The organism is Thalassospira tepidiphila MCCC 1A03514 (assembly GCF_001662875.1).
GTDB lineage: Bacteria > Pseudomonadota > Alphaproteobacteria > Rhodospirillales > Thalassospiraceae > Thalassospira > Thalassospira tepidiphila.
Map to the genome: position 1 here is coordinate 380,086 of NZ_JPVZ01000002.1, position 24,443 is coordinate 404,528.

General features: G+C 55.6%; 22 protein-coding genes. 14 read left to right on the top strand and 8 right to left on the bottom strand.

The features are described 5' to 3' along the window. Positions 1–314: 314 nt before the first annotated feature. The 12 genes from rimP (at position 315) to TH4_RS05865 (ending at position 12,916) form a co-directional block, all read left to right on the top strand. Entirely contained in the window at positions 315–854 is a 540-nt protein-coding gene (gene rimP, locus TH4_RS05810; RefSeq protein ID WP_120223817.1) for a ribosome maturation factor RimP, read from the top strand. Between the two features lie 9 nt (positions 855–863). Next, positions 864–2,420 carry a transcription termination factor NusA gene (nusA, locus tag TH4_RS05815; RefSeq protein ID WP_063086093.1) on the top strand — a complete coding sequence of 519 codons (1,557 nt, stop codon included), beginning with the start codon at positions 864–866 and terminating at the stop codon, positions 2,418–2,420. Positions 2,421–2,438: 18 nt separating this feature from the next. After that, the gene (locus TH4_RS05820; protein ID WP_064780276.1) at positions 2,439–3,029 is read left to right on the top strand and encodes an RNA-binding protein; all 591 of its coding nucleotides are present in this window, start codon (positions 2,439–2,441) and stop codon (positions 3,027–3,029) included. Between the two features lie 80 nt (positions 3,030–3,109). Continuing rightward, entirely contained in the window at positions 3,110–5,776 is a 2,667-nt protein-coding gene (gene infB / locus TH4_RS05825) for a translation initiation factor IF-2 (protein ID WP_064780277.1), read from the top strand. Positions 5,777–5,793: 17 nt separating this feature from the next. After that, positions 5,794–6,213: a 30S ribosome-binding factor RbfA gene (rbfA, locus tag TH4_RS05830; protein ID WP_064780278.1), complete on the top strand. Its 420-nt coding sequence runs from the start codon at positions 5,794–5,796 to the stop codon at positions 6,211–6,213. Further along, a complete protein-coding gene (truB, locus tag TH4_RS05835; RefSeq protein ID WP_064780279.1) occupies positions 6,213–7,139 on the top strand; it encodes a tRNA pseudouridine(55) synthase TruB in 927 nt (308 codons plus the stop codon). The genes rbfA and truB overlap by 1 nt, the downstream gene beginning before the upstream one ends. Positions 7,140–7,156: 17 nt before the next feature. Then, entirely contained in the window at positions 7,157–7,426 is a 270-nt protein-coding gene (gene rpsO / locus TH4_RS05840; RefSeq protein ID WP_008888875.1) for a 30S ribosomal protein S15, read from the top strand. Positions 7,427–7,636: 210 nt separating this feature from the next. Next, positions 7,637–9,760: a polyribonucleotide nucleotidyltransferase gene (gene pnp, locus TH4_RS05845; RefSeq protein WP_064780280.1), complete on the top strand. Its 2,124-nt coding sequence runs from the start codon at positions 7,637–7,639 to the stop codon at positions 9,758–9,760. Between the two features lie 99 nt (positions 9,761–9,859). Beyond that, positions 9,860–11,254, top strand: a complete 1,395-nt coding sequence (locus TH4_RS05850) for an NAD(P)H-dependent flavin oxidoreductase (RefSeq protein ID WP_008888877.1) — start codon at positions 9,860–9,862, stop codon at positions 11,252–11,254. Positions 11,255–11,443: 189 nt separating this feature from the next. Continuing rightward, on the top strand, positions 11,444–11,884 hold the full coding sequence (gene irrA, locus TH4_RS05855; RefSeq protein ID WP_063086087.1) for an iron response transcriptional regulator IrrA: 441 nt from the start codon (positions 11,444–11,446) through the stop codon (positions 11,882–11,884). 217 nt (positions 11,885–12,101) lie between these two features. Continuing rightward, a complete protein-coding gene (locus tag TH4_RS05860) occupies positions 12,102–12,536 on the top strand; it encodes a rubrerythrin family protein (RefSeq protein ID WP_064780281.1) in 435 nt (144 codons plus the stop codon). 95 nt (positions 12,537–12,631) lie between these two features. Beyond that, positions 12,632–12,916 carry a YciI family protein gene (locus tag TH4_RS05865; RefSeq protein ID WP_062957147.1) on the top strand — a complete coding sequence of 95 codons (285 nt, stop codon included), beginning with the start codon at positions 12,632–12,634 and terminating at the stop codon, positions 12,914–12,916. Between the two features lie 38 nt (positions 12,917–12,954). Here TH4_RS05865 and eutC read toward each other — a convergent pair whose 3' ends face one another. The 5 genes from eutC to TH4_RS05890 all read right to left on the bottom strand — a co-directional run bounded on the left by eutC (position 12,955) and on the right by TH4_RS05890 (position 18,298). Further along, positions 12,955–13,728, bottom strand: a complete 774-nt coding sequence (gene eutC / locus TH4_RS05870) for an ethanolamine ammonia-lyase subunit EutC (protein ID WP_064780282.1) — start codon at positions 13,726–13,728, stop codon at positions 12,955–12,957. Beyond that, a complete protein-coding gene (locus TH4_RS05875) occupies positions 13,729–15,120 on the bottom strand; it encodes an ethanolamine ammonia-lyase subunit EutB (RefSeq protein ID WP_064780283.1) in 1,392 nt (463 codons plus the stop codon). Positions 15,121–15,288: 168 nt separating this feature from the next. Then, a complete protein-coding gene (locus TH4_RS05880; protein ID WP_008888883.1) occupies positions 15,289–16,113 on the bottom strand; it encodes an ABC transporter ATP-binding protein in 825 nt (274 codons plus the stop codon). Next, the gene (locus tag TH4_RS05885) at positions 16,107–17,168 is read right to left on the bottom strand and encodes a FecCD family ABC transporter permease (RefSeq protein ID WP_064780284.1); all 1,062 of its coding nucleotides are present in this window, start codon (positions 17,166–17,168) and stop codon (positions 16,107–16,109) included. Before TH4_RS05885 ends, TH4_RS05880 begins: the two co-directional genes overlap by 7 nt. Next, positions 17,168–18,298, bottom strand: a complete 1,131-nt coding sequence (locus TH4_RS05890) for an ABC transporter substrate-binding protein (RefSeq protein WP_008888885.1) — start codon at positions 18,296–18,298, stop codon at positions 17,168–17,170. Before TH4_RS05890 ends, TH4_RS05885 begins: the two co-directional genes overlap by 1 nt. A gap of 178 nt (positions 18,299–18,476) precedes the next feature. Here TH4_RS05890 and TH4_RS05895 point away from each other — a divergent pair, with 178 nt between their 5' ends. Then, on the top strand, positions 18,477–19,271 hold the full coding sequence (locus tag TH4_RS05895) for a class I SAM-dependent methyltransferase (protein WP_064780285.1): 795 nt from the start codon (positions 18,477–18,479) through the stop codon (positions 19,269–19,271). Between the two features lie 5 nt (positions 19,272–19,276). Here the strand turns inward: TH4_RS05895 and TH4_RS05900 are convergent, their stop codons facing one another. The 3 genes from TH4_RS05900 to TH4_RS05910 form a co-directional block, all read right to left on the bottom strand. Then, the gene (locus tag TH4_RS05900) at positions 19,277–19,753 is read right to left on the bottom strand and encodes an OsmC family protein (protein WP_064780286.1); all 477 of its coding nucleotides are present in this window, start codon (positions 19,751–19,753) and stop codon (positions 19,277–19,279) included. A gap of 17 nt (positions 19,754–19,770) precedes the next feature. Then, positions 19,771–20,379, bottom strand: coding sequence for a GntR family transcriptional regulator (locus TH4_RS05905; RefSeq protein ID WP_245227753.1), 609 nt, complete (start codon positions 20,377–20,379; stop codon positions 19,771–19,773). 66 nt (positions 20,380–20,445) lie between these two features. Next, complete coding sequence (locus TH4_RS05910; protein WP_064780288.1) at positions 20,446–22,797, bottom strand: alpha/beta fold hydrolase; 2,352 nt, start codon at positions 22,795–22,797, stop codon at positions 20,446–20,448. Positions 22,798–23,164: 367 nt separating this feature from the next. Between TH4_RS05910 and TH4_RS05915 the strand changes: the two genes are divergently transcribed. Beyond that, positions 23,165–24,415, top strand: coding sequence for an MFS transporter (locus TH4_RS05915; protein ID WP_245227755.1), 1,251 nt, complete (start codon positions 23,165–23,167; stop codon positions 24,413–24,415). Positions 24,416–24,443 lie beyond the last annotated feature (28 nt).

Consider the following 24,443-nt stretch of genomic DNA (forward strand, 5'->3'; position numbering starts at 1 on the left):
CTATTTGCCCCAAACATGTCTTTTCCGGCGTCCTCGAATGAGACAAAAGTCAGGCTGTGCAGGCGTTTGCCGGGTTGGCAGCGCACAGTGTTCGCCGGGCTATCGGGGGCGGGTGCTTTGATGTCGTCTGTGATGCATGTCCGCGGTTTGCTGTCACGGGCGGAATCCTTAGGTTGAATGGCATCGGCAGCCGGTATCCTGACTTGATTTTTGCGTAAACCGGCTGTATAAGGCCGCCAAGCTTTTTGTAAATTCTGACAAAGAGTGGGCCCTGCGCCCGCTCTTTTGTGCTTTTTGGGGTATGGCATCGCTTTATGGCTGAGCTGATTGGACAACAGTTAAAAGACCCGTTGATGGCGAAAATCGTTGAGATTATCGAGCCGTCAATCAACGCGCTGGGCTTTGAGCTGGTTCGGGTTTCGATGACAGGTCAGGACCATAACATCCTGCAGATCATGGCAGATCGCCCGGGTGCGAAAGGCAGCATCAACGTTGAAGATTGCGCCCAAATCAGCCGTACGGTTTCTGCCCTGATGGATGTCGAGGACCCGATTTCAGGTGCCTATCACCTTGAAGTCAGTTCCCCGGGTATCGACCGCCCGCTGACCCGTGCCGCGCATTTTGACGTGTGGAAGGGATTTGAGGCAAAGGTCGAACTGGTGATGGCCAAGGATGGTCGTCGCCGTTTCAGCGGTGTGCTGGATGGGATTGAAGATAATGCGGTCGCCCTGATTGTAGATGGCGAACGTGTCTTGTTGCCGTTGGCCGATATCGCAAAAGCGAAATTGGTCCTGACAGATGAATTGATCGCGCACGTCACCGGCGACCGCCGGAATGACGATAACGCAGAATAGAGGTTGGATATGGAAGCAACTTCGGGAATGCCGCGGCCGGAACTTTTGCAGGTCGCAGATGCCGTTGCCCGTGAAAAGGGCATTGATCGTGACGAGGTTCTCGGTGCTATGGAGCAGGCCATCCAGAAGGCAGGCCGTTCCAGATATGGTCACGAGCATGACATTCGTGCCCATATCGACCGCAAAACCGGCGAGATCAAACTCGCTCGTTACATCGAAGTCACCGATGAAATCGAAAACGATTTCACCCAGATGTCGCTCGAACAGGCACGTATTCGTGACGAGAACATCAATCTTGGTGAATTCCTGATTGATCCGCTGCCGCCGATTGATTTTGGTCGTATTGCTGCCCAGACCGCGAAACAGGTCATCGTGCAGAAAGTGCGCGACGCGGAACGCGAACGCCAGTACGAGGAATACAAGGACCGTGCCGACGAAGTTATCAACGGCGTCGTCAAGCGTGTCGAGTTTGGCAACGTTCTTGTCGATATCGGTCGTGCCGAAGCCATCCTGCGCCGTGAAGAACTGATCCCGCGTGAGACAGTTCGTCAGGGTGATCGGGTACGTGCCCTGATCCTTGATGTCCGTCGTGAACAGCGTGGCCCGCAGATCTTCCTGTCGCGTACGCACCCGACCTTCATGGCAAAACTGTTTGCCCAGGAAGTACCGGAAATCTACGACGGCATCATCGAAATCAAATCGGTTGCCCGTGACCCGGGTTCGCGCGCGAAAATTTCGGTTCTGTCTTCGGACAGCTCGATTGACCCGGTCGGTGCCTGCGTCGGTATGCGCGGTTCGCGCGTCCAGGCGGTTGTTGCCGAACTTCAGGGCGAAAAAATCGACATCATCCAGTGGTCGGAAGACCCGGCGACCTTTGTTGTGAATGCTTTGGCCCCGGCCGAAGTCACCAAGGTTGTGATTGATGAAGAAACCAACCGTATCGAAGTCGTCGTTCCGGACGATCAACTGAGCCTTGCCATTGGCCGTCGTGGTCAGAATGTGCGTCTGGCGTCCCAGCTGACCGGTTGGGATATCGATATTCTGACCGAGGAAGACGAAAGCGAACGTCGTCAGGAAGAAGCACGCAAGCGCGCGGAAATGTTCATCAAGGCGCTTGATGTTGACGAAGTTATCGCCCATCTCCTGGTCGCCGAAGGCTTTACCTCGATCGAGGAAGTCGGTTACGTGCCGCTGGCAGAACTGGCCGAGATCGAAGGTTTCGAAGAAGAAATCGCCGAAGAGCTGCGCAACCGCGCACGCACCTTCCTTGCCGAAGAGGCCGAGCGTCTTCAGAAACGTCGCGAAGAGCTTAAGGTTGCCGATGATCTGGTTGAATTCCCGGGTCTGTCGCTGGCTGTTGTTGTTCGCCTTGGTGAAAACGACGTCAAAAACCTTGAAGATTTCGCGGATCTCGCCAGTGACGAGCTGATCGAATATGTCGGGGATGCCGATTCCATTACCATGGATCAGGCCAACGACATGATCATGGAAGCCCGTCGCAAGCTTGGCTGGTTCGAAGGTCTTGAAGAAGAGACCGAAGAATCCGCGGAAAGCGAAGAGGCCTAAGGCCGATCGGAGGATGCCATGTCGCATCGTAAAGGCGGCAAGGTAGCCGAGGTTCCGGAACGCCGGTGCGTTGTCACCGGCGAAGTCCGGCACAAGGAAGATCTTCTCAGGGTTGTGATCGGGCCAGATGGTTCGGTTGTTCCCGACCTTGAGGAACGGCTGCCGGGACGGGGATTATGGTTGTGCCCGTCGCGGGATGTGGTAAATACCGCCTGTGCAAAGAACGCCTTTGCCCGGGCGGCCCGACAAAAAGTCGTGGTCGACACCGCACTTGCAGACCGGATCGAAGAGCTGCTGACGCGCAAATGCATCGATCTGTTGTCGCTGGCGCGGCGTGCAGGACAGGCTGTTGCAGGATTTGAAAAGGCCCGTGCCCAGATTGCCGAGGGCGCAGCCTTAGTATTGGCGGCACGCGATGGTGCCGCAGACGGAAAATCAAAGATCGAGGCCAAGGCCCGGGATCTGCCGATTTATTCCGTTCTGGATGCTGCTGAAATCGGCGCGGCCTTTGGTCGCGAAAAAGCAGTACATGTGGCCGTTGCGCCAGGAGGCCTTGCCAATCGGTTGGGGCGTTCGTGCAAACGGCTTGAAGGATTTCGCGCTGTCTGAGATCAGACGAGCGCCAGACGGACAGGACAGGATCGGCGTATGTGCCCGATCCCGCAGGAAATGAGGAAGTTGAACGGATTATGAGTGATCGCGATCAGGAGAAGAAACCGCTGAGCCTCAACAGATCGAAGCTTGAATTGAGCAAGACGGTCGAGGCAGGGCAGGTTCGTCAAAACTTCTCGCATGGACGGTCAAAATCTGTGACCGTCGAAGTGCGCAAGAAGCGTACATTCGAAAAGAACGAATCCGGTCGCTTCCGTGAGGTGAAGAAGGATCTCGTTGAAGAACAGTCCCCGGCAGCAGAAAAGCCGGCACCGGAAGCAAAAAAAGAGCCGGTTGAAGAGCCGAAACCGCGTCCGGCGGTTGATGATCATGGCAATCTGACCGACAGCGAACGCGCTGCCCGTATGGCTGCTTTGAAGGCTGCTGAAGAGCGCCGCAAGCAGGACGAGGCGGATGCGGAAATCCGCGCCCGCGAAGAAGCTGCGCGCAAGGCCGAGGAAGAAGCACGCAAGGCAGAAGAAGCCAAGGCTGCTGCCGAAGCCAAACAGGAAGAAGCACCTGCTGCGTCTGAAAACGACTCTCCGTCTGTGGAAGAAGTCGAACAGCGCCTTGCCGCTTCGACGGCAAAAGGCAAGACTTCCAAGCCGAAACCGGCTGCCAAACCGAAGGCCGAAGAAACCGTTATTCAGGGCGAACCGGCAGAGCCGCTGGTCCCAGAAGAGCGTCGTCGTTCCGCACCGGCAGATGGCAAATCCAAAAGCCGCAAGGAAATTGACGAGGAAAATGCCCGTGTGGCAGCCCGCAAACGTGCCGAAGAAGAAGCCGGCCGTGCAGCGCGCACCAAGGGTGACGAAGGCCGTCGTCGTGGCAAACTTTCGATCAATAATGCAATGAGCGGTGACGAAGGTGGTCGCCGTCGTTCCATGGCATCGATCAAACGCCAGCAGGCCAAAGCCAAAGCGCGTGCCCAGGGCCCGCAAAAACCGAAGGAAAAAGTCGTGCGTGATGTGGTAATCCCGGACGTTATTACTGTCCAGGAACTGGCCAACCGTATGGCTGAACGTGCTGCAGACGTGATCAAGACCCTGATGAGTCTTGGCGTCATGGCAACGATTAACCAGTCGCTTGATCCCGATACCGCACAGCTCGTGGTCGAAGAATTCGGTCACAACGTCAAACGTGTATCTGATGCCGACGTTGAAGAGTCGCTGGTCAGTGTAGATGACAATGACGCGAAGCTCGTGGGTCGTCCGCCGGTCGTGACCGTCATGGGTCACGTTGACCATGGTAAAACCTCGTTGCTTGATGCCCTGCGCTCCACCGATGTTGCCGGTGGCGAGGCTGGCGGTATTACCCAGCATATCGGTGCCTATCAGGTCACCATGGCAACCGGCTCCAAGATCACCTTCATCGATACTCCGGGCCACGCCGCATTTACCGAAATGCGTTCGCGCGGTGCGAAAGTTACCGATATCGTGGTTCTGGTTGTTGCGGCCGATGACTCGGTCATGCCGCAGACCATCGAGGCAATCAGCCACGCGAAAGCGGCTGGCGTTCCGATGATTGTTGCCATCAACAAAATCGACAAGCCGGGTGCAAATCCGAGCAAGGTGAAAACTGAACTTCTTCAGCACGAAGTTGTGGTCGAGGAAATGGGTGGTGACGTTCAGGCCGTTGAAGTATCGGCCAAACAGCGCACCGGTCTGACCGAACTTGAAGAAGCCATTCTGCTGCAGTCCGAGGTCCTTGACCTTAAAGCCAACCCGGAACGCGTTGCAGATGGTGTTGTTGTTGAAGCCCGTATGGAAAAAGGCCGCGGTCCGGTTGCGACCGTTCTGGTCCAGCGCGGCACCCTGCGTACCGGTGACATCTTTGTCACGGGTCCGGAATGGGGTCGCGTTCGTGCCCTGATCGATGATCACGGCAACCGTGTCGCAGAAGCCATTCCGGGTATGCCGGTCGAGGTGAACGGTCTGAACGGTGTACCGTCTGCCGGTGACGACTTTGTGGTTGTTGAAAACGAAGCCAAGGCACGTGAAGTTTCTGACTTCCGCCAGCGCCGTATTCGTGAAACCCAGGCCGCTGCAATGAAGAAATCCGCGCTTGAGAACATGTTCTCGCAGAGCGGTGACCTCAAAGAACTGCCGATCGTCATCAAGGGTGACGTGCAGGGTTCTGTCGAAGCACTTATCGGCACCTTGCAGAAACTTGGTAACGAGGAAGTCTCGGTCCGCGTTCTGCATAGCGGTGTTGGTGGCATCAACGAATCCGACGTCACACTGGCGCGTGCATCCAATGCACTGATCATCGGCTTTAACGTGCGTGCAAACCAGCAGGCCCGTGAACAGTCGCGCCGTGACAACGTTGATATTCGTTACTATTCAATCATTTACGATGTTGCAGATGACATCAAAAAGATGCTGTCGGGCATGCTGTCTCCGGAAGTTCGCGAGAAGTTCCTGGGCTATGCGGAAATCCGCGACGTCTTTACGATTTCCGGCAACAAGATCGCCGGTTGCATGGTCACCGAGGGTATCGTCAAACGTGGCGCAGGCGTCCGCCTGCTGCGCGACAACGTTGTCATTCACTCTGGCGAACTTTCGACGCTCCGTCGCTTCAAGGACGAAGTCAAGGAAGTCCGCGAGGGCTATGAATGCGGCATGTCGTTCGCCAAATATAACGATATCCAGTCGGGCGATGTGATCGAGTGCTTCGAAAACGAGGAAATTGCCGTCGAACTGTAAGACGGTGAGGAACTGAAATGGCGAAGCAACCAGCCAAAGCACCAAGTCAGCGACAGCTCCGCGTGGCGGAAGAAATCCGTCAGGCGCTGTCGCAGGCATTGGAGCGTGGAGACATTTACGATCCGGATCTGACACGGCGCCCGGTAACCATTACGGGTGTCAATCTTTCACCGGATATGCGCAATGCCATGGTATCTTTCACCCCGCTTGGCGGCGGAGAGGCAGAAACGTCGATGAAGGCGTTGATGCGTCAGAAAGGTCACCTGCGCAGTCATGTGGCCAACACGGTGCACATGAAATACGTGCCTGCATTGCGATTTGTCGAAGACAAGAGTTTTGATGTCGCTGACCATATTGGTGCCCTGCTGCGCGACCCGCATGTTGCGCAGGATCTTGTGGATGACCGGTCGGGCGACCCGGAAGATGAGGACGACTGATGGCGCGTCGCCGTCGCGGTAAAAGCATTAATGGCTGGCTGGCGGTGGACAAGCCCCTGGAGATCACGTCATCAACCGTGGTCAATCAGGTGCGCCGTCTGCTTGATGCCAACAAGGCCGGACATGGCGGGACACTTGATCCACTCGCGTCTGGCGTTCTGCCAATTGCCTTTGGCGAAGCAACCAAAACGGTTGCTTATGTCATGGATGGCAGCAAAAGTTATCGCGTGACGTTGAAATTCGGCGAAGCGCGCAGTACGGACGATGCCGAAGGCGAGGTTATCGAAACCTCCGACCATCGTCCGACGGAAGACGAAATCAAGGCTGTGCTGGGTGAATTCATCGGTGAAATCCAGCAGGTGCCGCCAAAGTTTTCGGCGATCAAGGTCAATGGCAAGCGTGCCTATGACCTTGCGCGCCGCGATGAAGATGTGGTGTTGCAGCCACGTCCGATTCTGATCAAGGATCTTCGACTGGTCGACATGCCAGATCGCGATCACGCCGTGTTTGACGTTGTGTCAGGCAAAGGTGCGTATATGCGATCTTTGGCGCGCGATATCGCGCTGCGCCTTGGTACCGTCGGCTACATCGCCGCGCTTCGCCGGACTTCGGCGGGGCCGTTTTCGGAAGGGAACGCCATTCCCCTGCAGGAACTGCTGGATATGGACCCGGACGAGGTGATGAAGAAACTGCTTCCGGTTGAGACCGCGCTGGACGACATCCCGGCGCTGGCCCTGACCGAAGTCGAGGCGCAACGCCTTTCCTCTGGCCAGCCTGTCGGGCTGTTGCCGGTGGCAAAGCGCAATGCCCTTGAAAACCCCGTCGTGCAGGACGAAATCGTCTGTGCCATGCTCCATGACCGCGCTGTTGCGTTGGCTGAGATCACTGGTGGCGAAATTCGACCTGTGCGTGTTTTTAATCTCTAAAGGCGAAAGGATGCCTGATGTCGATTACTGCTGAACGCAAAGCTGAGCTGATCAAGGAATACGGTCAGAAAGACGGTGACACCGGTTCCCCCGAAGTCCAGGTTGCTATCCTGACTGAACGGATCAAGAACCTCACCGAGCACATGAAAGAACATAACCACGACTTCCACAGCCGTCGTGGTCTTCTCATGATGGTTGGTCAGCGTCGTCGTCTGCTGAAGTATCTGCAGCGCAAAGACCAGTCGCGTTACGAGAGCGTCATTGAGCGCCTCGGTATTCGCCGCTGATATCGAACTGCGGCGGAGGGTGACCTCCGCCGTCGTTTTTTTTATTGTTCCGGCGGATCGGAACACGAGAAGCAGGGTCGGATGGGCCGACCCGATGCTTACGCCGGACCCATTACTCATGGCGCTGTCATGTAAGCCTCATGAGTAATGTGTTCGGAACTCGTGTACACTTTCGGGTCCGCCAGAGGTTTGTAAGAGGAAGAGAAAATAATGTTTAATGTCGTCCGTAAGGAAATGCAGTGGGGCAATGCCAAACTGGTTCTCGAAACCGGTAAAATCGCCCGTCAGGCAGATGGTGCCGTCAAGGTTACCTACGGTGAAACCGTTGTCCTGTGTACTGCTGTTGGCGCCAAACAGCCGCGCCCGGATGTCGACTTTTTCCCGCTGACGGTTAACTACCAGGAAAAAGCATTTGCCGCTGGCAAAATCCCGGGTGGCTTCTTCAAACGTGAAGGCCGCCCGTCTGAAAAAGAAACCCTTGTTTCGCGTCTGATCGACCGTCCGATCCGTCCGTTGTTCCACCCGCAGTACCGGAACGACACCCAGATCGTGTGTACCGTTCTGTCGCACGACATGGAAAACGATCCAGACGTGGTTGCCATGATCGGTACCTCGGCGGCCCTGACCATTTCCGGTCTGCCGTTCCTTGGCCCGATTGGTGCTGCCCGCGTTGGTTACAAGGATGGTGAATACCTTCTCAACCCGTCGACCGAAGCGGTCAAGGAAAGCGATCTGGATCTGGTTGTTGCCGGTACCCGTGATGGCGTGATGATGGTTGAATCCGAAGCATCCGAGCTGTCCGAAGAAATCATGCTTGGCGCCGTGAAGTTCGGTCACGAACAGTTCCAGGGCGTTCTCGACCTGATCATTGATCTGGCCGAAGAAGCAGCCAAAGAGCCGCGTGACGTTGCAGAACTTCCGGAAGGCTACGACGCACTGGTCGAAAAGATCGCTGCGCTTGGCACCGAAAGACTGACCGCTGCTTATGCACATGTTGTCAAACAGGAGCGTTCGGCTGCTGTTTCTGCTGCTAAGGCAGACATCGTCGAGAAACTTGGCGATGAAGTTCCGGATGCGCTGAAAGGCAAAGTTTCCTCGATCATCAAAGATCTGGAAAAAGACATCGTTCGCGGTGCGATCCTGAAAACCGGCAAGCGTATCGATGGTCGTACCGGTGCTGACGTTCGTCCGATCATGGGCGAAGTTTCGGTTCTGCCGCGCTCGCACGGCTCCTCGATCTTCACCCGTGGTGAAACCCAGGCACTTGCTGTTGTTACCCTTGGTACCGGTCAGGACGAGCAGATCGTTGACGCGCTGGACGGCGAATACCGTGAAAGCTTCATGCTGCATTACAACTTCCCGCCCTACTCGGTTGGTGAAGCTGGCCGCATGGGTTCGCCGGGTCGTCGTGAGATTGGTCACGGTAAACTGGCATGGCGTGCCCTGCACCCGCTGATGCCGGGCAAGGATGCCTTCCCGTACACCACCCGTATCGTTTCCGAAGTGACCGAATCAAACGGTTCTTCTTCGATGGCAACCGTTTGCGCAAGCTCGCTTGCGATGATGGATGCCGGTGTTCCGTTGGCACGCCCGGTTGCGGGTATCGCCATGGGCCTGATCAAGGAAGCCGAAGATTTCGCAGTTCTGTCCGACATCATGGGTGATGAAGATCACCTTGGTGACATGGACTTCAAGGTTGCTGGTACCGAAAACGGCATTACCTCGCTGCAGATGGACATCAAGATCACCTCGGTAACCCCGGACATCATGCAGATCGCCCTGAAGCAGGCCCGCGATGGTCGTCTGCACATTCTCGGTGAAATGGCCAAAGCCCTTCCGGAAGCACGTGGTGAAGTTTCGGGTAACGCCCCGACCATCACCCAGTTCTCGATCCCGAAAGACAAAATTCGTGATGTCATCGGTTCGGGCGGTAAGGTCATTCGCGAAATCTGCGAAGAGACCGGTGCAAAGGTTGATATTGAAGATGATGGTTCGATCACTGTCGCACATACCGACGGTGCAAAAGGCAAGCAGGCCGTGGATTGGATCAAATCCATCGTTGCGGAACCTGAATTGAATCATATCTATGATGGTAAGGTCGTTAAGGCTGTCGATTTCGGCGCATTCGTGAACTTCTTTGGTGCGCGTGACGGTCTGGTTCACATTTCCGAACTGGCACCTGAGCGTGTCAAACAGGTTTCGGACATCGTGAAAGAAGGCGACCAGGTTAAGGTCAAAGTCATCGGTTTCGATGATCGCGGCAAAATCAAACTGTCGATGAAACGTGTTGACCAGGAAACCGGTGCCGACCTCGACGCAGGCGACGCCGAATAAAGCAAACGGGATGCCGGACGACGATAAAAACGCGACGTCGTCCGGCACTCTGCGCGATGCCATAGCATCGCGGGCAAAGGCCGAATGGGAGAGACGAATTTGAAAGCCCTTAAACCGCTCGTCATGTCGGGTAAAGAAGTCTTGCCAGTTATCGAAGGTGGCAAAGGCGTTGCTGTATCGACGGGTAAAAGTTCCGGCGCATGGGCTGCTGCCGGTGGTATCGGGACTTTTTCCGCTGTGAATGCCGATTCTTATGATGAGAATGGCAATCTGGTCCCGATCGAATATGCAGGAAAAACCCGCAGTGACCGCCATCAGGAACTGATTGCCTACGGCATTCGTGGTGGTATTGCACAAGCACAGATCGCACATGAAATGCGGAACGGCGAAGGCCGTCTGCACATGAACGTATTGTGGGAAATGGGCGGTGCCGAACCGATCCTTCACGGCGTTCTTGAAGGAGCCAAAGGCCTGATCCACGGGGTAACCTGTGGTGCCGGTATGCCCTACAAGATTGCTCAGATTTCTGCGCAATACGGCGTTCACTATTATCCGATTGTCTCGTCAGCCCGTGCTTTCCGTGCATTGTGGCTGCGGGCCTATAAAAAGACCCCGGAATGGCTGGGTGGCGTGGTTTACGAAGATCCGTGGCGCGCTGGCGGCCATAATGGTCTGTCGAATTCCGAAGATCCGCTGGTGCCCGAGGATCCGTTCCCGCGTGTTGCTGCCCTTCGTGAATTCATGAATTCCGTTGGCCTGAATGATGTTCCGATCATCATGGCAGGCGGTGTCTGGTTCCTGCGTGATTTCGAAGACTGGATCGACAACCCCGAAGTGGCCCCGGTGGCCTTCCAGTTCGGGACTCGTCCGCTTCTGACACAGGAAAGCGAGATTTCCGACGAATGGAAACAGCGCCTGACCAGTCTTAAGAATGGTGACGTATCGCTGCATAAATTCAGCCCGACTGGTTTCTATAGCTCGGCTGTGCGCAATGCGTTCCTCGAAGATCTGCATCAACGTTCTGACCGTCAGGTACGCTATTCGCGTACCGCCGAGGCGGATCTGCATGTCGGTATTCCGCTGGGCCGTCGCGGCCGCCCGATCTATGTGCGTGAAGACGATGCCGACAAGGTCAAGGCTTGGCTTGAAGCTGGTTATACCGAAGGCATGCCGACCCCGGATGACACCATGGTGTTTGTTACCCCGGAAAGCGCACTGACGATCAAGAAAGACCAGATCGACTGCATGGGTTGCCTGTCACAGTGCCAGTTCTCCAACTGGGAACAGCATGAAGGCACCACTGGCAAACGTGCTGACCCGCGTTCCTTCTGTATCCAGAAGACGCTCCAGAGCATTGCCCACGGCGCCAAAGTTGAAAATGAACTGATGTTTGCCGGTCACAATGCCTACAAGTTTGGCGAAGACCCGTTCTACGCCAACGGCAATATTCCGACTGTGAAGGAACTGGTCGACCGCATCATGACGGGCGACTGATCCTGACATCAGACCAAATAAAAAAGGGCCGGTTTTTACCGGCCCTTTTTGTTTGTTTTTCACAGTATTTCATCACGCGATTATAGTTGATCAAAATCAAAGAACAACGCGTCCGGGTTCTTTAGTCTGTCCCCAGCATTCATTAGGGCCATTATGATTTTGGCCCGACCACGACAAAGGGGCAAAGCTATGGGACATACATCGCGTCCATATACCAACGCGCTTAACCGGCTCAAGGATGCCAATCTGCGTCCGACGCGCCAGCGTCTGGCACTGGCACGTTTGCTGTTTGATGACGGCCACCGTCATGTCACAGCAGAACAGCTGCATTCCGAAGCCATGAGCAACAATATCAAGGTATCGCTGGCAACGGTTTACAACACGCTGCACCAGTTCACCGATGCGCGCCTTCTCAATGAAATCGTGATTGATTCGGGTCGGTCCTATTTCGACACCAACACCGAACCGCATTACCATTTCTATTGTGAAGAAGACGGCATGCTGTCTGACATTCCGGCAGGTGACGTCAAGATCGCCAACATTCCGAACATGCCCAACGGCACGGAACTGGCATCGGTTGATCTGGTATTCCGACTGCGTCGCAACCAGGCGGCGAAGGACGCAGCCTAAGACATCGCGCAGCCGTTATTTGCGCAGTCTTGCGCAGGTGACAGGCAGATGAAATCTGACACCTGATCAGTGCAATTGCCCCTGCTCTGCTTGACGGTGGCGGATTTCACGACACATAAAGGGCGGCAAGACCACTTGGTTTTGCCGCCTTAATTTTTGCGACTTTGGCTCATACAACAACGCTGTATTGGGCGAACAATAACAAGGAACAGCGCACATGGCGCTTAAGGGAACACGTACCGAGGCAAACCTGCGCGCGGCCTTTGCCGCCGAGGCACAAACCAATCGTCGTTATCTTTACTTTGCCCAGCAGGCCGACATCGAAGGCTACACCGATGCAGCCGAGCTGTTTCGCACCGCGGCCGAGGCCGAAACCGGCCATGCATTCGGCCATCTGGAATTTCTTGAAACGGCGGGCGATCCGTTGACTGGCAAAGAACTGGGCACCACCCGCCTGAACCTTGAAGCGGCTGTCGCGCAGGAAAAGGACGAGGCTGAAACGGCTTATCCCGAAATGGCCCGCATCGCGCGCGAAGAGGGCTTGGAAGATATCGCTGCATGGTTTGAAAGCCTGGCCCGCGTGGAAGCCGCCCATGCAGATCGTATCGAACGTCTTCTTACCCGGATGGGGAGCAAAACGGACGGTGTATAAAGCTGCTTGATCGCCAAAATGTGATTTGTGATCAGCGACGAAACGCCGGATTGTGCGCAACCCCAACCCTTCGAATCTAACAGGGAAAATCAGCAATGTTTGTTGTCTCGCTGAACTACAAGGTTCCGCTTGAACAGGTCGATGCGCATATCGAAGACCATATCGCGTGGCTAAAGCAGGCCTATGCCAAGGGTATGTTTCTGGCATCCGGGCGCAAGGTGCCGCGCGATGGCGGGGTTATCCTTGCCAAGGGGGATCGGGCCGCACTGGAAGATGAACTGACCCGCGATCCGTTCCATCAACATGATCTGGCCGATTACCATATCACCGAATTTGATCCGGTGATGGTGGCAGACGGTCTTGAGGCCCTTCAGGGCTGATGAGGGCAAACAAAGGGCTGCCTGCGCGCCCCGCGTGCCTAGCCTTCAATCAGTTCCGGGTTGGATGAGTTGTCCTTAAGCGCCACACCCGACAGACCCATCTTGCGCGATTCAACCATCAGATAAGCGATCTTTTTCGCAGCCTTTTCCGGGTTTAGTCCCGCCGGACGGATGTTGGAAACGCAATTGCGATCGGCGTTTGAGCGCCCGCGCCTTGGCCCCCAGGTCAGATAGCAGCCAAGCGAATCCGCGCTCGAAAGCCCCGGGCGTTCGCCGATCAGCATCACGGTCAGCTTCGCCCCCAGTGCTGCACCGATTTCATCACCCAGTCCAACACGTGACTGGGTGGCCAGTGTGATCGGGGCGACCGTCCAGCTTTCCCCCAAGTGATCAAGGATCAGCTTTAATGTATTGGCTGCATGGTCATGAGTGGCGCGGGCTGAAAGACCATCGGCCAGAATGAAGGCAACGTCATAGTCCCCGGCATGCTTGCCAAGTGCTGCAACAGAGTCTTCGTCCAGTGATCGGCCAAGATCGGGTCGCTGCAAATAGGTCGGGCGATCCGGTGCGGCGGAATGGACATCAAGGATTGCGTGATCCAGCCCATCAAGCTGATTGCGCACGGAGTTGGGTTCAAACGCCATATGCACCGAATCCCGGGCGCGTGCATGCGCCATCTGGAATTCAAGCAGCCGTTCGGTCGGCAACCCGTCACCGACCCGGCCAAGGCCGATGCGGGCATCTGTATGGGCACGAAGCGTATTCCAGGGATCAAGGCCGCTCGGGATTTTCTTGTTGGTCAGATTGCTCATTTAAGCGGCCCCCGACCATGCCAAAAGGTTTTGCGCTGCCTGCCCGTCAAGTTGCGGGCGGGTACGGCCATGCTGATCAAGGATTTCCATCTTGCGCAGCCAGGCGGCGAATTCCGGGGCCGGTTGCAGACCCAGCACCGAGCGCAGATACATCGCATCATGGAAGCTTGTGCTTTGGTAATTGAGCATGATGTCATCCGCACCGGGGACGCCGATGACGAAGTTACAACCAGCAACGCCGAGCAGGGTCAGCAGATTGTCCATGTCATCCTGATCGGCCTCGGCATGGTTGGTATAGCAAACATCACAACCCATCGGCACGCCAAGCAACTTGCCACAAAAATGGTCCTCAAGTCCGGCACGCGTGATCTGTTTGCCATCAAACAGATATTCCGGGCCGATAAAGCCGACCACCGTATTGACCAGAAGCGGAGAATATTTGCGCGCCACTGCATAGGCACGCGCCTCGACAGTTTGCTGATCAATGCATTCATGGGCATCGGCCGAAAGCGCAGCACCCTGCCCGGTTTCAAAATACATCACATTGTGGCCGACCGTGCCGCGCTTAAGCCCCTTGGCGGCGTCTTCGGCCTCGGCCAGCATGGCCAAATTTATGCCAAAGCTTTCATTGGCCTTTTGTGTTCCGGCAATCGACTGGAACACCAGATCGACCGGGGCATTGCGCGCCATCACATCAATTGCCGTGGTGACATGGGCCAAAACGCACGACTGGGTCGGGATATCAATACGTTCGCGGACCTCGTCGATGAGTTTTAGAAGCTCAATCATGGCTTCGGGGCTGTCAGTCGCCGGGTTGATGCCAATCACCGCATCGCCGCTGCCATGCATCAAACCATCAAGGATCGAGGCCGCAACACCGGCAGGATCATCAGTGGGATGGTTGGGCTGCAGGCGTACCGAAAGATGACCGGGCAGCCCGATCGTATTGCGAAAGGCCGTCACCACATGGCATTTTTTGGCAACCGCGATCAGATCCTGATTGCGCATCAGTTTTGATACCGCCGCGACCATTTCGGGCGTCAGGCCGGGGGCCAGATGTTTAAGTGCTTCGGGGGTGGCTTCATCGGTCAGAAGCCAGTTACGAAAATCACCGACCGTCATCGAGGAAACCGGTGTAAAGGCATCTGGATCATGATCATCAATGATCATGCGCGTGACGTCGTCATCCTCGTAGGGGACCAGTGCCTCGCTCAGAAACCGTTTGAGCGGTACATCGGCCAGCGCAAAGCGCGCCGCCACCCGTTCTTCATCCGAGCTTGCCGCCAGCCCCGCCAGCAAATCGCCTGACCGAAGCGGGCTTGCCTTTGCCAACAGGGTTTTCAGGTCGGAAAAGGTAAAGCGTTCAAAACTGAATGGCGCGCCGGTCTGCAAGTTCTGCCTCCTGAAGCATGAAAGACATCGCCAGGAGTTTTTGCCCCTGTCCGCAAAGGAAAACAGCGCCAAACATGACGCTGTTGCGATGCATGATCATCATTTGTCCATGGAACCAGAAAATGCTTCAAATGCAAAGTTTTTAATCACAGGGAAAGGTGCGCCTTTCTATTGTGCAGCCTGTGCGACCTCCGTCAGGGTCTTGCGCGCCGTGGCCGTATTGTGCCGACTGTTGGTTTCATCGCTTGGCCCGCGCAGGACGATATGCGGATGGCCAAGCGAATTGAGTTCGACATGCCCATCAACCTGATACACATCGCGCAGAAGGTCGCTATCGATGACATCAGAACACGGACCGAATGCGACCATCTTGCCATTGCGGATGGCCATGGCCTGATCACAATATTGCAGGGCGTGGTTGAGGTCGTGAATGGCGATCAGGACGATGATGTTCTGGCCCTTGGCGACATCGCGCATAAAGGACAGGACTTCCATCTGGCGATGCAGATCAAGGGCTGATGTCGGTTCATCCATCAAAAGGATTTTCGGATCACGCACCAACGTTTGGGCAATCGCGACTAACTGGCGTTGCCCGCCGCTTAGCTCGCCCAAGTTACGCGCCGCGAGATCGCCAATACGAAGGGCGGCCAGAATATCGTCAATCCGTGCCAATTCATCTGCCCGCACGCGCAGGCTAGATCCCTGCTTGGCAGCCAGAATGATCGATTCATAGACCGACAACACCGCGGTTGAGCCGGTATCCTGGGGCATATAACAAATCGTATTGCGTTCCTTGCGGTGTGATCCGAGGTCAACAATACCATCGCCCTTTGCAAGGCCGGCCACGCGGCGAAACAGGCTGGATTTGCCGGCTGCATTCGGGCCGATGACGGCAGTTACGGTGCCTGGCTGGATGGTCGGGGTGGTAACATCAGATACCACCTGCACCTTGCCATAACGGGTTCCGATATTTTCGAGACGCAGCGTTACCATGATTTCCTCCGACTTGCGAAAATCAGCGAGAAGAAGAAGGGTACACCGACAAGGGCGGTAATCACCCCGATGGGCAGGATGGCGCCCGGGATCAGCAGCTTTGACAACACGGACGTTGCCGACAGGATCAGGGCACCGCACAGGATCGATGCCGGCAGGAAGAAGCGTTGATCTTCACCCACCAGCATGCGGGCAATATGTGGCCCGACAAGTCCGATGAAGCCGATGGTGCCGACAAAGGAAACCGGAATGGCAGCCAGAAGGCTGACAATCAGCATGGTGCGCAGGCGAAGCCCCTGCACATTCACCCCAAAGCTTTCCGCCTTGGAATCGCCCAGACGAAGGGCGGTCAGTGCCCATGCCTGACGGGCAAACAGCGGAATGGCGACAACGACGGCAATGGCGGTCACAGCCACCTTGGTCCAGGTCGCCTTGACCAGTGACCCCATGGTCCAGAAGACAACAGCCGCAAGGGCCTGTTCACTTGCCAGATACTGCAAAAGGGCCAGAAGCGCATTGAAGGTAAAGACCAGCGCAATGCCAAGCAACACGATGGTTTCAACCGTTACGCCACGCATGCGGCTGAAGAAATGAATGATCAGGGCCGTGCCCATCGCCATGATGAAAGCATTGAGCGGAATGATGAATTCCACAAAGGCCGGTAGAAGGGCGACCCCCAGTACAAGCGCCAGTGCCGCGCCAAACCCGGCCGCCGCCGAGATGCCCAACGTAAACGGGCTTGCCAGCGGATTGGCAAGGATGGTCTGCATCTGTGCGCCAGCGGTCGACAGCGCCGCGCCCACGGTCAACGCCATGAGGGCGACCGGCATGCGGATATCCCAGATCACCACGCGCAACTGATCAGTCGCCGACGAAGGATCAAGCAGGGTGGCGATCACGTCGGATAAAGGATAGTTCGCCGGGCCCGTTGCCAGATCGATGGCAAATGAAAGAAACAATGCGCCCGCCATTGCAAGCAGGAGCATGAAACGACGCAGGGAGCGTGCCTTGTAATGCACGCTCCCGGCTTCGATACTGAGTTGGTTGGTCGTCATTAGTTTGTGGCTGTATCGCTGATCGAGATGAAGTAGCCCGGCTGGTAATCCAGCGGCAGGAAGCGTTCGTGCAGTTCCTTGAAGGTTGCTTCCGGATCGATATCGGCAAACAGGTCCGGGTGGAACCATTTTGCCATCTGTTCGATCACTACGAACTGGTACGGACTGTTATAGAACTGGTGCCAGACAGCGTGAATTTCGCCGTTTTCGACCGCCTTGATGCCGGTGAAGGCCGGGCGTTCCATCAAGCCAACCAGTTTGCGGCGTGCTTCAACCATATCGGCATCCGGGCCAAGACCGACCCATGCACCGCCCGGAGAATAGGCTTCCCAGCTGGCACCGGTACCAACGAACTGATCGGGGTTGGAGGCCACAACCTGTTCCGGGTTGATCGTGCCAAAGGTGCCCGGAATGATGGATGCTGCGATGTTCACGCCGCCAGCCATTTCGACCATCGTGCCGAAGTTCTCATTGCCAAACGACATGCAGCATTCATCGGAATAACCAGCAGCACGTTCAATGAAGACCTGCGGTTTTTCCGGATTTGCCTTGGCAATGCGATCGGTCACGTTCTTGATGCTGTCAGAACGGAATTTGATGAATTCGGCCGCACGATCTTCCTTGCCGGTCAGTTGGCCAAGGATCTTCATGCTGGTGTCGGTGTTTTTCATCGGCGCTTCGCGGAAGTCGATATAAACCAGCGGAATGCCAACAGCAGCCAGTTTTTCGTCAAAACCGCCGTCTTCGGTCGCAGCCTTGGCTTCAAGGTTCATGATAACGACGTCCGGATTAACCGAAATGGCCTGTTCGATGTCGAACGTGCCGTCCTTAATGCCGCCGAAGGTCGGAATGTCGTCAATGCGCGGGTATTTCGCAGCGTAGATGTCGTAGGTCTGCGGATCAGCCTTTTTCAGATCATCGCGCCAGCCAACAACACGCTGGAACGGGTCTTCACTGTCGAGCGTCGCCAGACCATAGATCAGGCGGCCTTCACCCAGAATGACCTTCTGAACTGGTACTTCGACTGTAACTTCACGTCCGGTAACGTCGGTCACCGTGACCGATTCTGCTGCCTGTGCGGTGCCCGTGACCAGCATGGTCAGAGCAGCAAATACACCCAAAAATTTCATTCCCGTTCCCTCAGATTAGGATTGCCTGTCGAGCGATTTATCAGTTATTAAGAATGAAAATCAATCTTTTTCGCAATGATAATGCAAATCATTTGTTTTTAGTGATTGCGCAATTATCGCTGTGAGATTTAACTAGCCCGCATAAATCCGGGTATTCCGCCAAGAGAGCATCAAGACCATGAATCAGGCCAGCAACTTCAACCTGCGCGAAGAGATCAAGGAATATTGGTCAATGCGTGCAGCCACATTTGACGAGCAGCCCGGCCACGAGATTTTCTCAGAAGCCGAACGCAGCGCGTGGCATACCTTGTTTGAACGTCATTTCGGCAAGGGCGACGGGCGCAAGGCGCTTGATCTGGCAAGTGGCACCGGGGTTATCAGCCATCTGATGCATGATCTTGGATTTAACGTGACCGGCATGGACTGGTCCGAAGCGATGCTTGAAAAGGCGCGCGCCAAATCAAGGCAGCGCGGATCAAAAATCACTTTTCTGCTTGGTGATGCGGAAAACACGCTTGAAGCAGACAACAGCTACGACGTGATCGTCACTCGTCATCTTGTCTGGACGCTTGTTGATCCGGCTGCGGCGTTTGCTGAATGGTTTAGGGTTCTTAAACCCGGTGGGAAGCTTTTGGTGGTTGATGGTGATTTTGTCTCCCCGACCTGGGCGACGAAATTCAACAAGGCGATGGCGGGGTTCCTTGAAACCCTTGGTTTGAGAAAACCGGTCGAGACAATTCCACAGATGCAGACCCATCAAGATATTCTGGCCCGCGTGCATTTTTCAAACGGGGCACGGGCAGATGCAGTTGAGGCAATGCTGCGCCAAACCGGGTTCGATCCGATTGCGGTGGATTTCGATCTGAAACGCATTCACAGCGCGCAGAAAAAACACATCAGCTTCGCCAAGGGCTTGGAGCGCGGTGCACAGCATCGCTATGCCATCTGCGCGCAGAAACCGTTGGAAGCTTAGGCTGTTTACAAAACTTGGGTTTGGCGGACCGGCTCGGTCACGACTTCGGTCTTGACCGAATTGGCCAAAAAACAAGCTTCGTGGGCGCGGTGATGCAGCTCATCCTCAAGCGCAACATCTGGTGCGGTGCCACCATAGGTGACCTTCGGCTTCAAGGTGACCTTGGTGATCATGGTCTTGCCATCGACCGTTTCCATGATGCCGGTGGCGTCATCGAAATAGGCATCAATCAAAAGCCCTGCATCGGATGCGAAATGCAGGAAAAACAGCATGTGGCAGCTTGAAAGGGCTGCGACAAAGGCTTCTTCCGGGTCGACATTTTCTGCTAACGAATATGGCACGGGCACCACATGAGGGGATGAGGATGCAGGGACTTCGACCCCGCCATCAAAGCGCCAGACATGACCACGCGAGTATCGGCGATCGGTGAAAACCTCGCTTTCCTTGCGCTTCCAGATCACTTCTGCGCCAAAACTGCTCATGGTGGGCTCCTTGGTCTTCAGGACCTATCAATCGGGATCAGGGTTCCGGCGGTGACGCCGATATGGGTGGTCAAAACCTTGCGCGCGGTCGCAATCTCCCCGGTCTCAAGCGCGGCGAGGATATTTTGATGTTCTTCATAGAACGCGCTTCGCGGTCGTGACCCCTTGGGCTGCAGGGCGTAGGCACGTTTGGCCTCTCGACGAAATCCATCGATCATCGACAGCAACCTTTGATTGCCGCATGCGCCATACAGGGTCGCGTGGAATTCCTGATCAAGCGCTGCCAGCATGTCGGGATCTTCTTCTTCAAACAGATCTTCGTTCAGGCGACGCGCCTTACGCAGTGCTGATGGGCTCAGGTTAGGTGCAGACAGCTCAAGTGCACTGACCTCAAGCGAAATGCGAATCTGACAAAGCTCCTGCACGTCTTTGCTGCGCAGGCCAGTGACGGCAAGACTTCTATCCGGGCGTTTTTCGAGCAAACCGGATTCGTGAAGCCGTTCAAGGGCGTGGCGAATCGGCTGGCGACTTACGCCAAAGCGCGCGGCGAGATTTTCCTGCTTAAGCACCGTACCGGGGGGCAAGCTGCCAGCTTCGATCTCTTCGCGAAGTGTCGTTGTGATCAAGTTTGTATCCATGGATCCAAACTATGATGCGTCAGATTTTTCGTCAAGAAAAACTAGAGCGCAGTATCACTCTGCGGGGATGGCTTCTGTTTGAGTGTCCTGCAGATCGCAGTGGCTTTGCACAAAGGCGATAATCCGGTCATGCGCGCCGTCGATGTCTTCGTTAACAATGCCGTGACGATCAGATTTCAGCATCTGGACATCAATGTCGCCGGCATTGGTTGCCAGACGCCGGATCATGGTCGCACTGGCCGGATCGACGACCTTGTCGCCGTCACCTTGCAGGATCAGTGTTGGGCAATCGAGGTCCGGCAGGCGCCGCTGCATCTCGGCCACGGTTTGGCGCAATTGATGCAGTCCGCCGATCGGAATGTTGCGATAATTGATCTCGGGATGCTCGGACTCGTTGGGCCGGAAACTGAGCAGTTCCTGCGCGGATGGCATCCATCCCATCAGTTTGTTCGCACCATAAAGCAGTGGCACAAACATCAAATTGCGATTGCGGAATTTAAGAGGCGTTCCGGCAAGGACAAGTGCCCGCAATTTTTCAGGATGATCAGCGGCATGAATGACTGATAGCGCCCCGCCGGTTGAAAATCCGACAATGATCACCTGATCGCAAAACGGGGCCAGGATTTCATAGCCGCGCCGGACCGATGCCAGCCAATCGGTCCATTTGCGTTTTTGCAACTCATGGGGGGATGTACCATGCCCGGCAAGACGAACCCCCATCACCGCGTGGCCCATGGCAGCAAATTTTTCGCCCAGTTCGCGAAGCTCCGCCGGGGATGCCAAAAAGCCATGCACAAGCAACACGCCACAGGTAAACTGCTTTTGTCCGTTGGGCAGTAGCAAATAGGGGCGGCTGTCAGCCGTTGCGGTTTCCTGGGCGTTGATTGCGTCATATTTCGGTTTCTGGAACTTGGTGTGGTTCCACTGCCAAGCCAGAATTTCATCATCAAAACGGCGATGGGCAATATCGGTCGGGCTCAGGTGGTCGACCTCGATCCGCGCGCGTTCAAGGGCCTGCCACGCGGCATGGATCGGGGCCATTTCGTTGGCATAGACCATGATCGGGTTGTCCATGCGGATCTGATCAAACGTCGCCTCCGCCTGTAATTTTGGCAGAAAACAGTATTTCTGATCGCGACGTTCAATCAGGCCAAGCTGAACCGCACTGTCGATGAAGAACCGGATTTGCGGACAATTGAGCTCAAAGATACCGACATAGTCCGCCGGATTGCGCATGCCGCGATGCAAATGGACGTTTTCGGCCTGCTGGATGTTCTTGATCGCCAGGTAAAGTGTTCTGTCGAAATGGCTTATATCAACTTCGGTTACGCCATCCTCAAGCCACATCATGATCAGGCGCGATGCCAGGTGGCTGACATTGATCGTCAGATTGGAATACATCACCGACATACAATGATCGCGCAGCGGCTTGATATGCCGGGTGATGGCAAATTGCGGGACGCGTTCGGTGATCTTTTCAAGGGTCTTGGCCGGCTTGAACAGATCATCAATGCAACTGGCCTGCTCAACCCGCTTGGCAAGCAGCCTGCGGTCCAGCCAATTAAACTGATCGCGCGGATTGACCGGATCGCCCAACCGGATGTCCATATCGGTCTTCTTGAACATCAGGTTGCCTTCGATGATCATTTCCTCGGCCATTTTGGGGCTGAGCCCGCCGGTAAACATGTCAGCTGCGCGTGCCAAAAGGTTCTGATCAACGCGCAGCGGATGGAAGGTAATGTTGGCCGGAAACATCAAGGTGGGCTTTGCAAGGCTTGTGCGAAGGTCATCTTCACTGCGTTCCAGAAGGTCGGCCCAACGGTTGAGTTCGTCGGTTTTACCCCGATCAATCAGGGTTGATAAGCCGATCTTGAAGCCATCAATGCAAAGCCCAAGCAACGCCGCACCGGTATGGTGGGCGCGTCTGGTATCTGCCGATCTGGAATAGACGCTGTAATCAGGGCGTTTGGGATGTGGCCGTATGTCGGTCAGAACCCGGCGATCCTTGACCATGCCGCCCTCGGGAAAGACAACGACCTTGCCGCCACGCAGGACTTCCTCGGCCAGAAACGGCAACAGGCGTTCATAGTTATTGGGAACCCCGCCAAGCGCCCGGAGATAGCGTGAAAAGGTATTGTCCTGGACAAAAAACTCGCCCGATGCGATCGACCGGCAATAGACCCCGGTTTCGAGCGCGATCAGGTATTGCGGGATAAAGGTTTCAAACCGGGCGAAGTGATTGAACATGAAAATGTCGCCCTGCGACAAATGGTCGCGCGGGCCGTGCATCTTGATATTGATGTCGATATTGGCCCGCAAAGCCGTCATCGCGCGAAGGGTCCATTCGCAGGTCTTCGGATTGATGGCGAACTTTTCACGTTCGATATCGCGGAATGTCTGAACCATGCGTGGAAATATCCCGGCCGGAGGTCTAACCCAGTATAAAGCGTTGGTTTCTTGGACGATTTTATCAGTTTTTTATAAGGTGTCGGTTAAGATAGATATGTGTTGCAATCCCCGGTTTTGGAAGGCGTGCAATCTTCGATTTGTCACGAATTGGTGTCAGAACGGCAGGTCTTTCGTATAATGAAAGATCGGCGTGCTAGTCTGCCCGCTGGTTTCCATCAAATCCGGGCCGGTCATATCCTCTGCCACCAATATGATGACCGCAACCCCGGTTTGTGATCGCCCACCCATGATTGGAGGCCTTGTGCCCGTTCCCGACCCTGCCCCAGATCCATCCAAAGGCTCGGACCAAAACAATCCTGATTCTGTGCTCACCTCTGATCAGGATGGCGGACAAAGATCGATTTTTTCCGATCGGAATTTCGTGCTGTTTCTTGTTGGGCAATGCATCACGACGCAAGGATTGTGGATCCAGAAAATCGCCATGTCTTGGCTGGCATGGTCTTTGACCGGATCGGCCCTCTGGACCGGGGTGATTGCCGCGCTTAATTTTGCCCCGGCCTTTTTCCTTGGGCCAATTTTCGGCGTGATGGCCGATCGGGTCGATTTGCGGCGTACGGCCATGCTGCTTAATCTTGGGCAGGCTGCGGTATCGTTCCTTTTGATGGGGCTGTCCTATGCTGACATGATGACGTTGCCGTGGATGGTGGCACTTGCCGGATCGATGGGAATTCTTGGCAGTGCGATGACGCCCATTCGTCTGTCGCTGGTGCCGGTGATTGTGCCGCGTGCCTTCATGAACCGCGCGGTCGCATATGCGGCGATGAATTTCAATATCTCACGTCTGGTCGGGCCTGCGGTTGGTGGGGTGGTGATTGCCACCTGGGGCACAGGGGCGGCCTTTATGATCAATGCGATCAGTTATCTTCCGATGGTGTTTGTCATTTCGGTGGTGACCATTCACATGGAACGCGCGCCCGATGCCAAAAGCCGCCGTATCTGGACATCGCTTGTCGACGGGTCAAATTATGCGCTCAATCACCCGATGATTCGATCGGTTCTGGCGCTGTCCTGCTTTGTCTCGCTGGTCGCGACCGGCATGGTTGAACTGATGCCGGTTTTTGCCGAGGCTGTTTACGATCGCGGGGTCACGGGCCTTGGCATGCTGGCATCAAGTGCGGGAATCGGGGCGGTGACATCGACCTTTATCCTGTCGCGGATTTCATCAGATGCCATTGCGTATCAAAGGGTGACTATCCTTGGGGCGTTTGCCGCCGCCGTCGGCATGACCGGCCTTGGTTTTGCGCCGTGGTACGAGCTTGCCGTGCCGTTGGTCGCCCTGACGGGCGGTGGTTTAACCCTTGTTGGGGTGGGATCACAAACGGCCTTGCAGCTGACGGTTGATAATCGCTTGCGGGGTCGGGTGATGAGTTTCTGGAGTGCGACCAGTTTTGGTGGCATGGCGCTGGGCGGGACGCTTCTTGGCGCGATTTCCGAGGCCGGTGATATTCAATATACGGCGCGTGGTTCTGGCGTTTTGATCCTGTGTGCGGCCTGTGTCGGGCTTTGGCGGCTTTATCGCATCGGGGCGCTGGCGCGTTCGGGTGCATTGCGGTAAAGGATTGTTAAGGCCTGCCGACCTATGG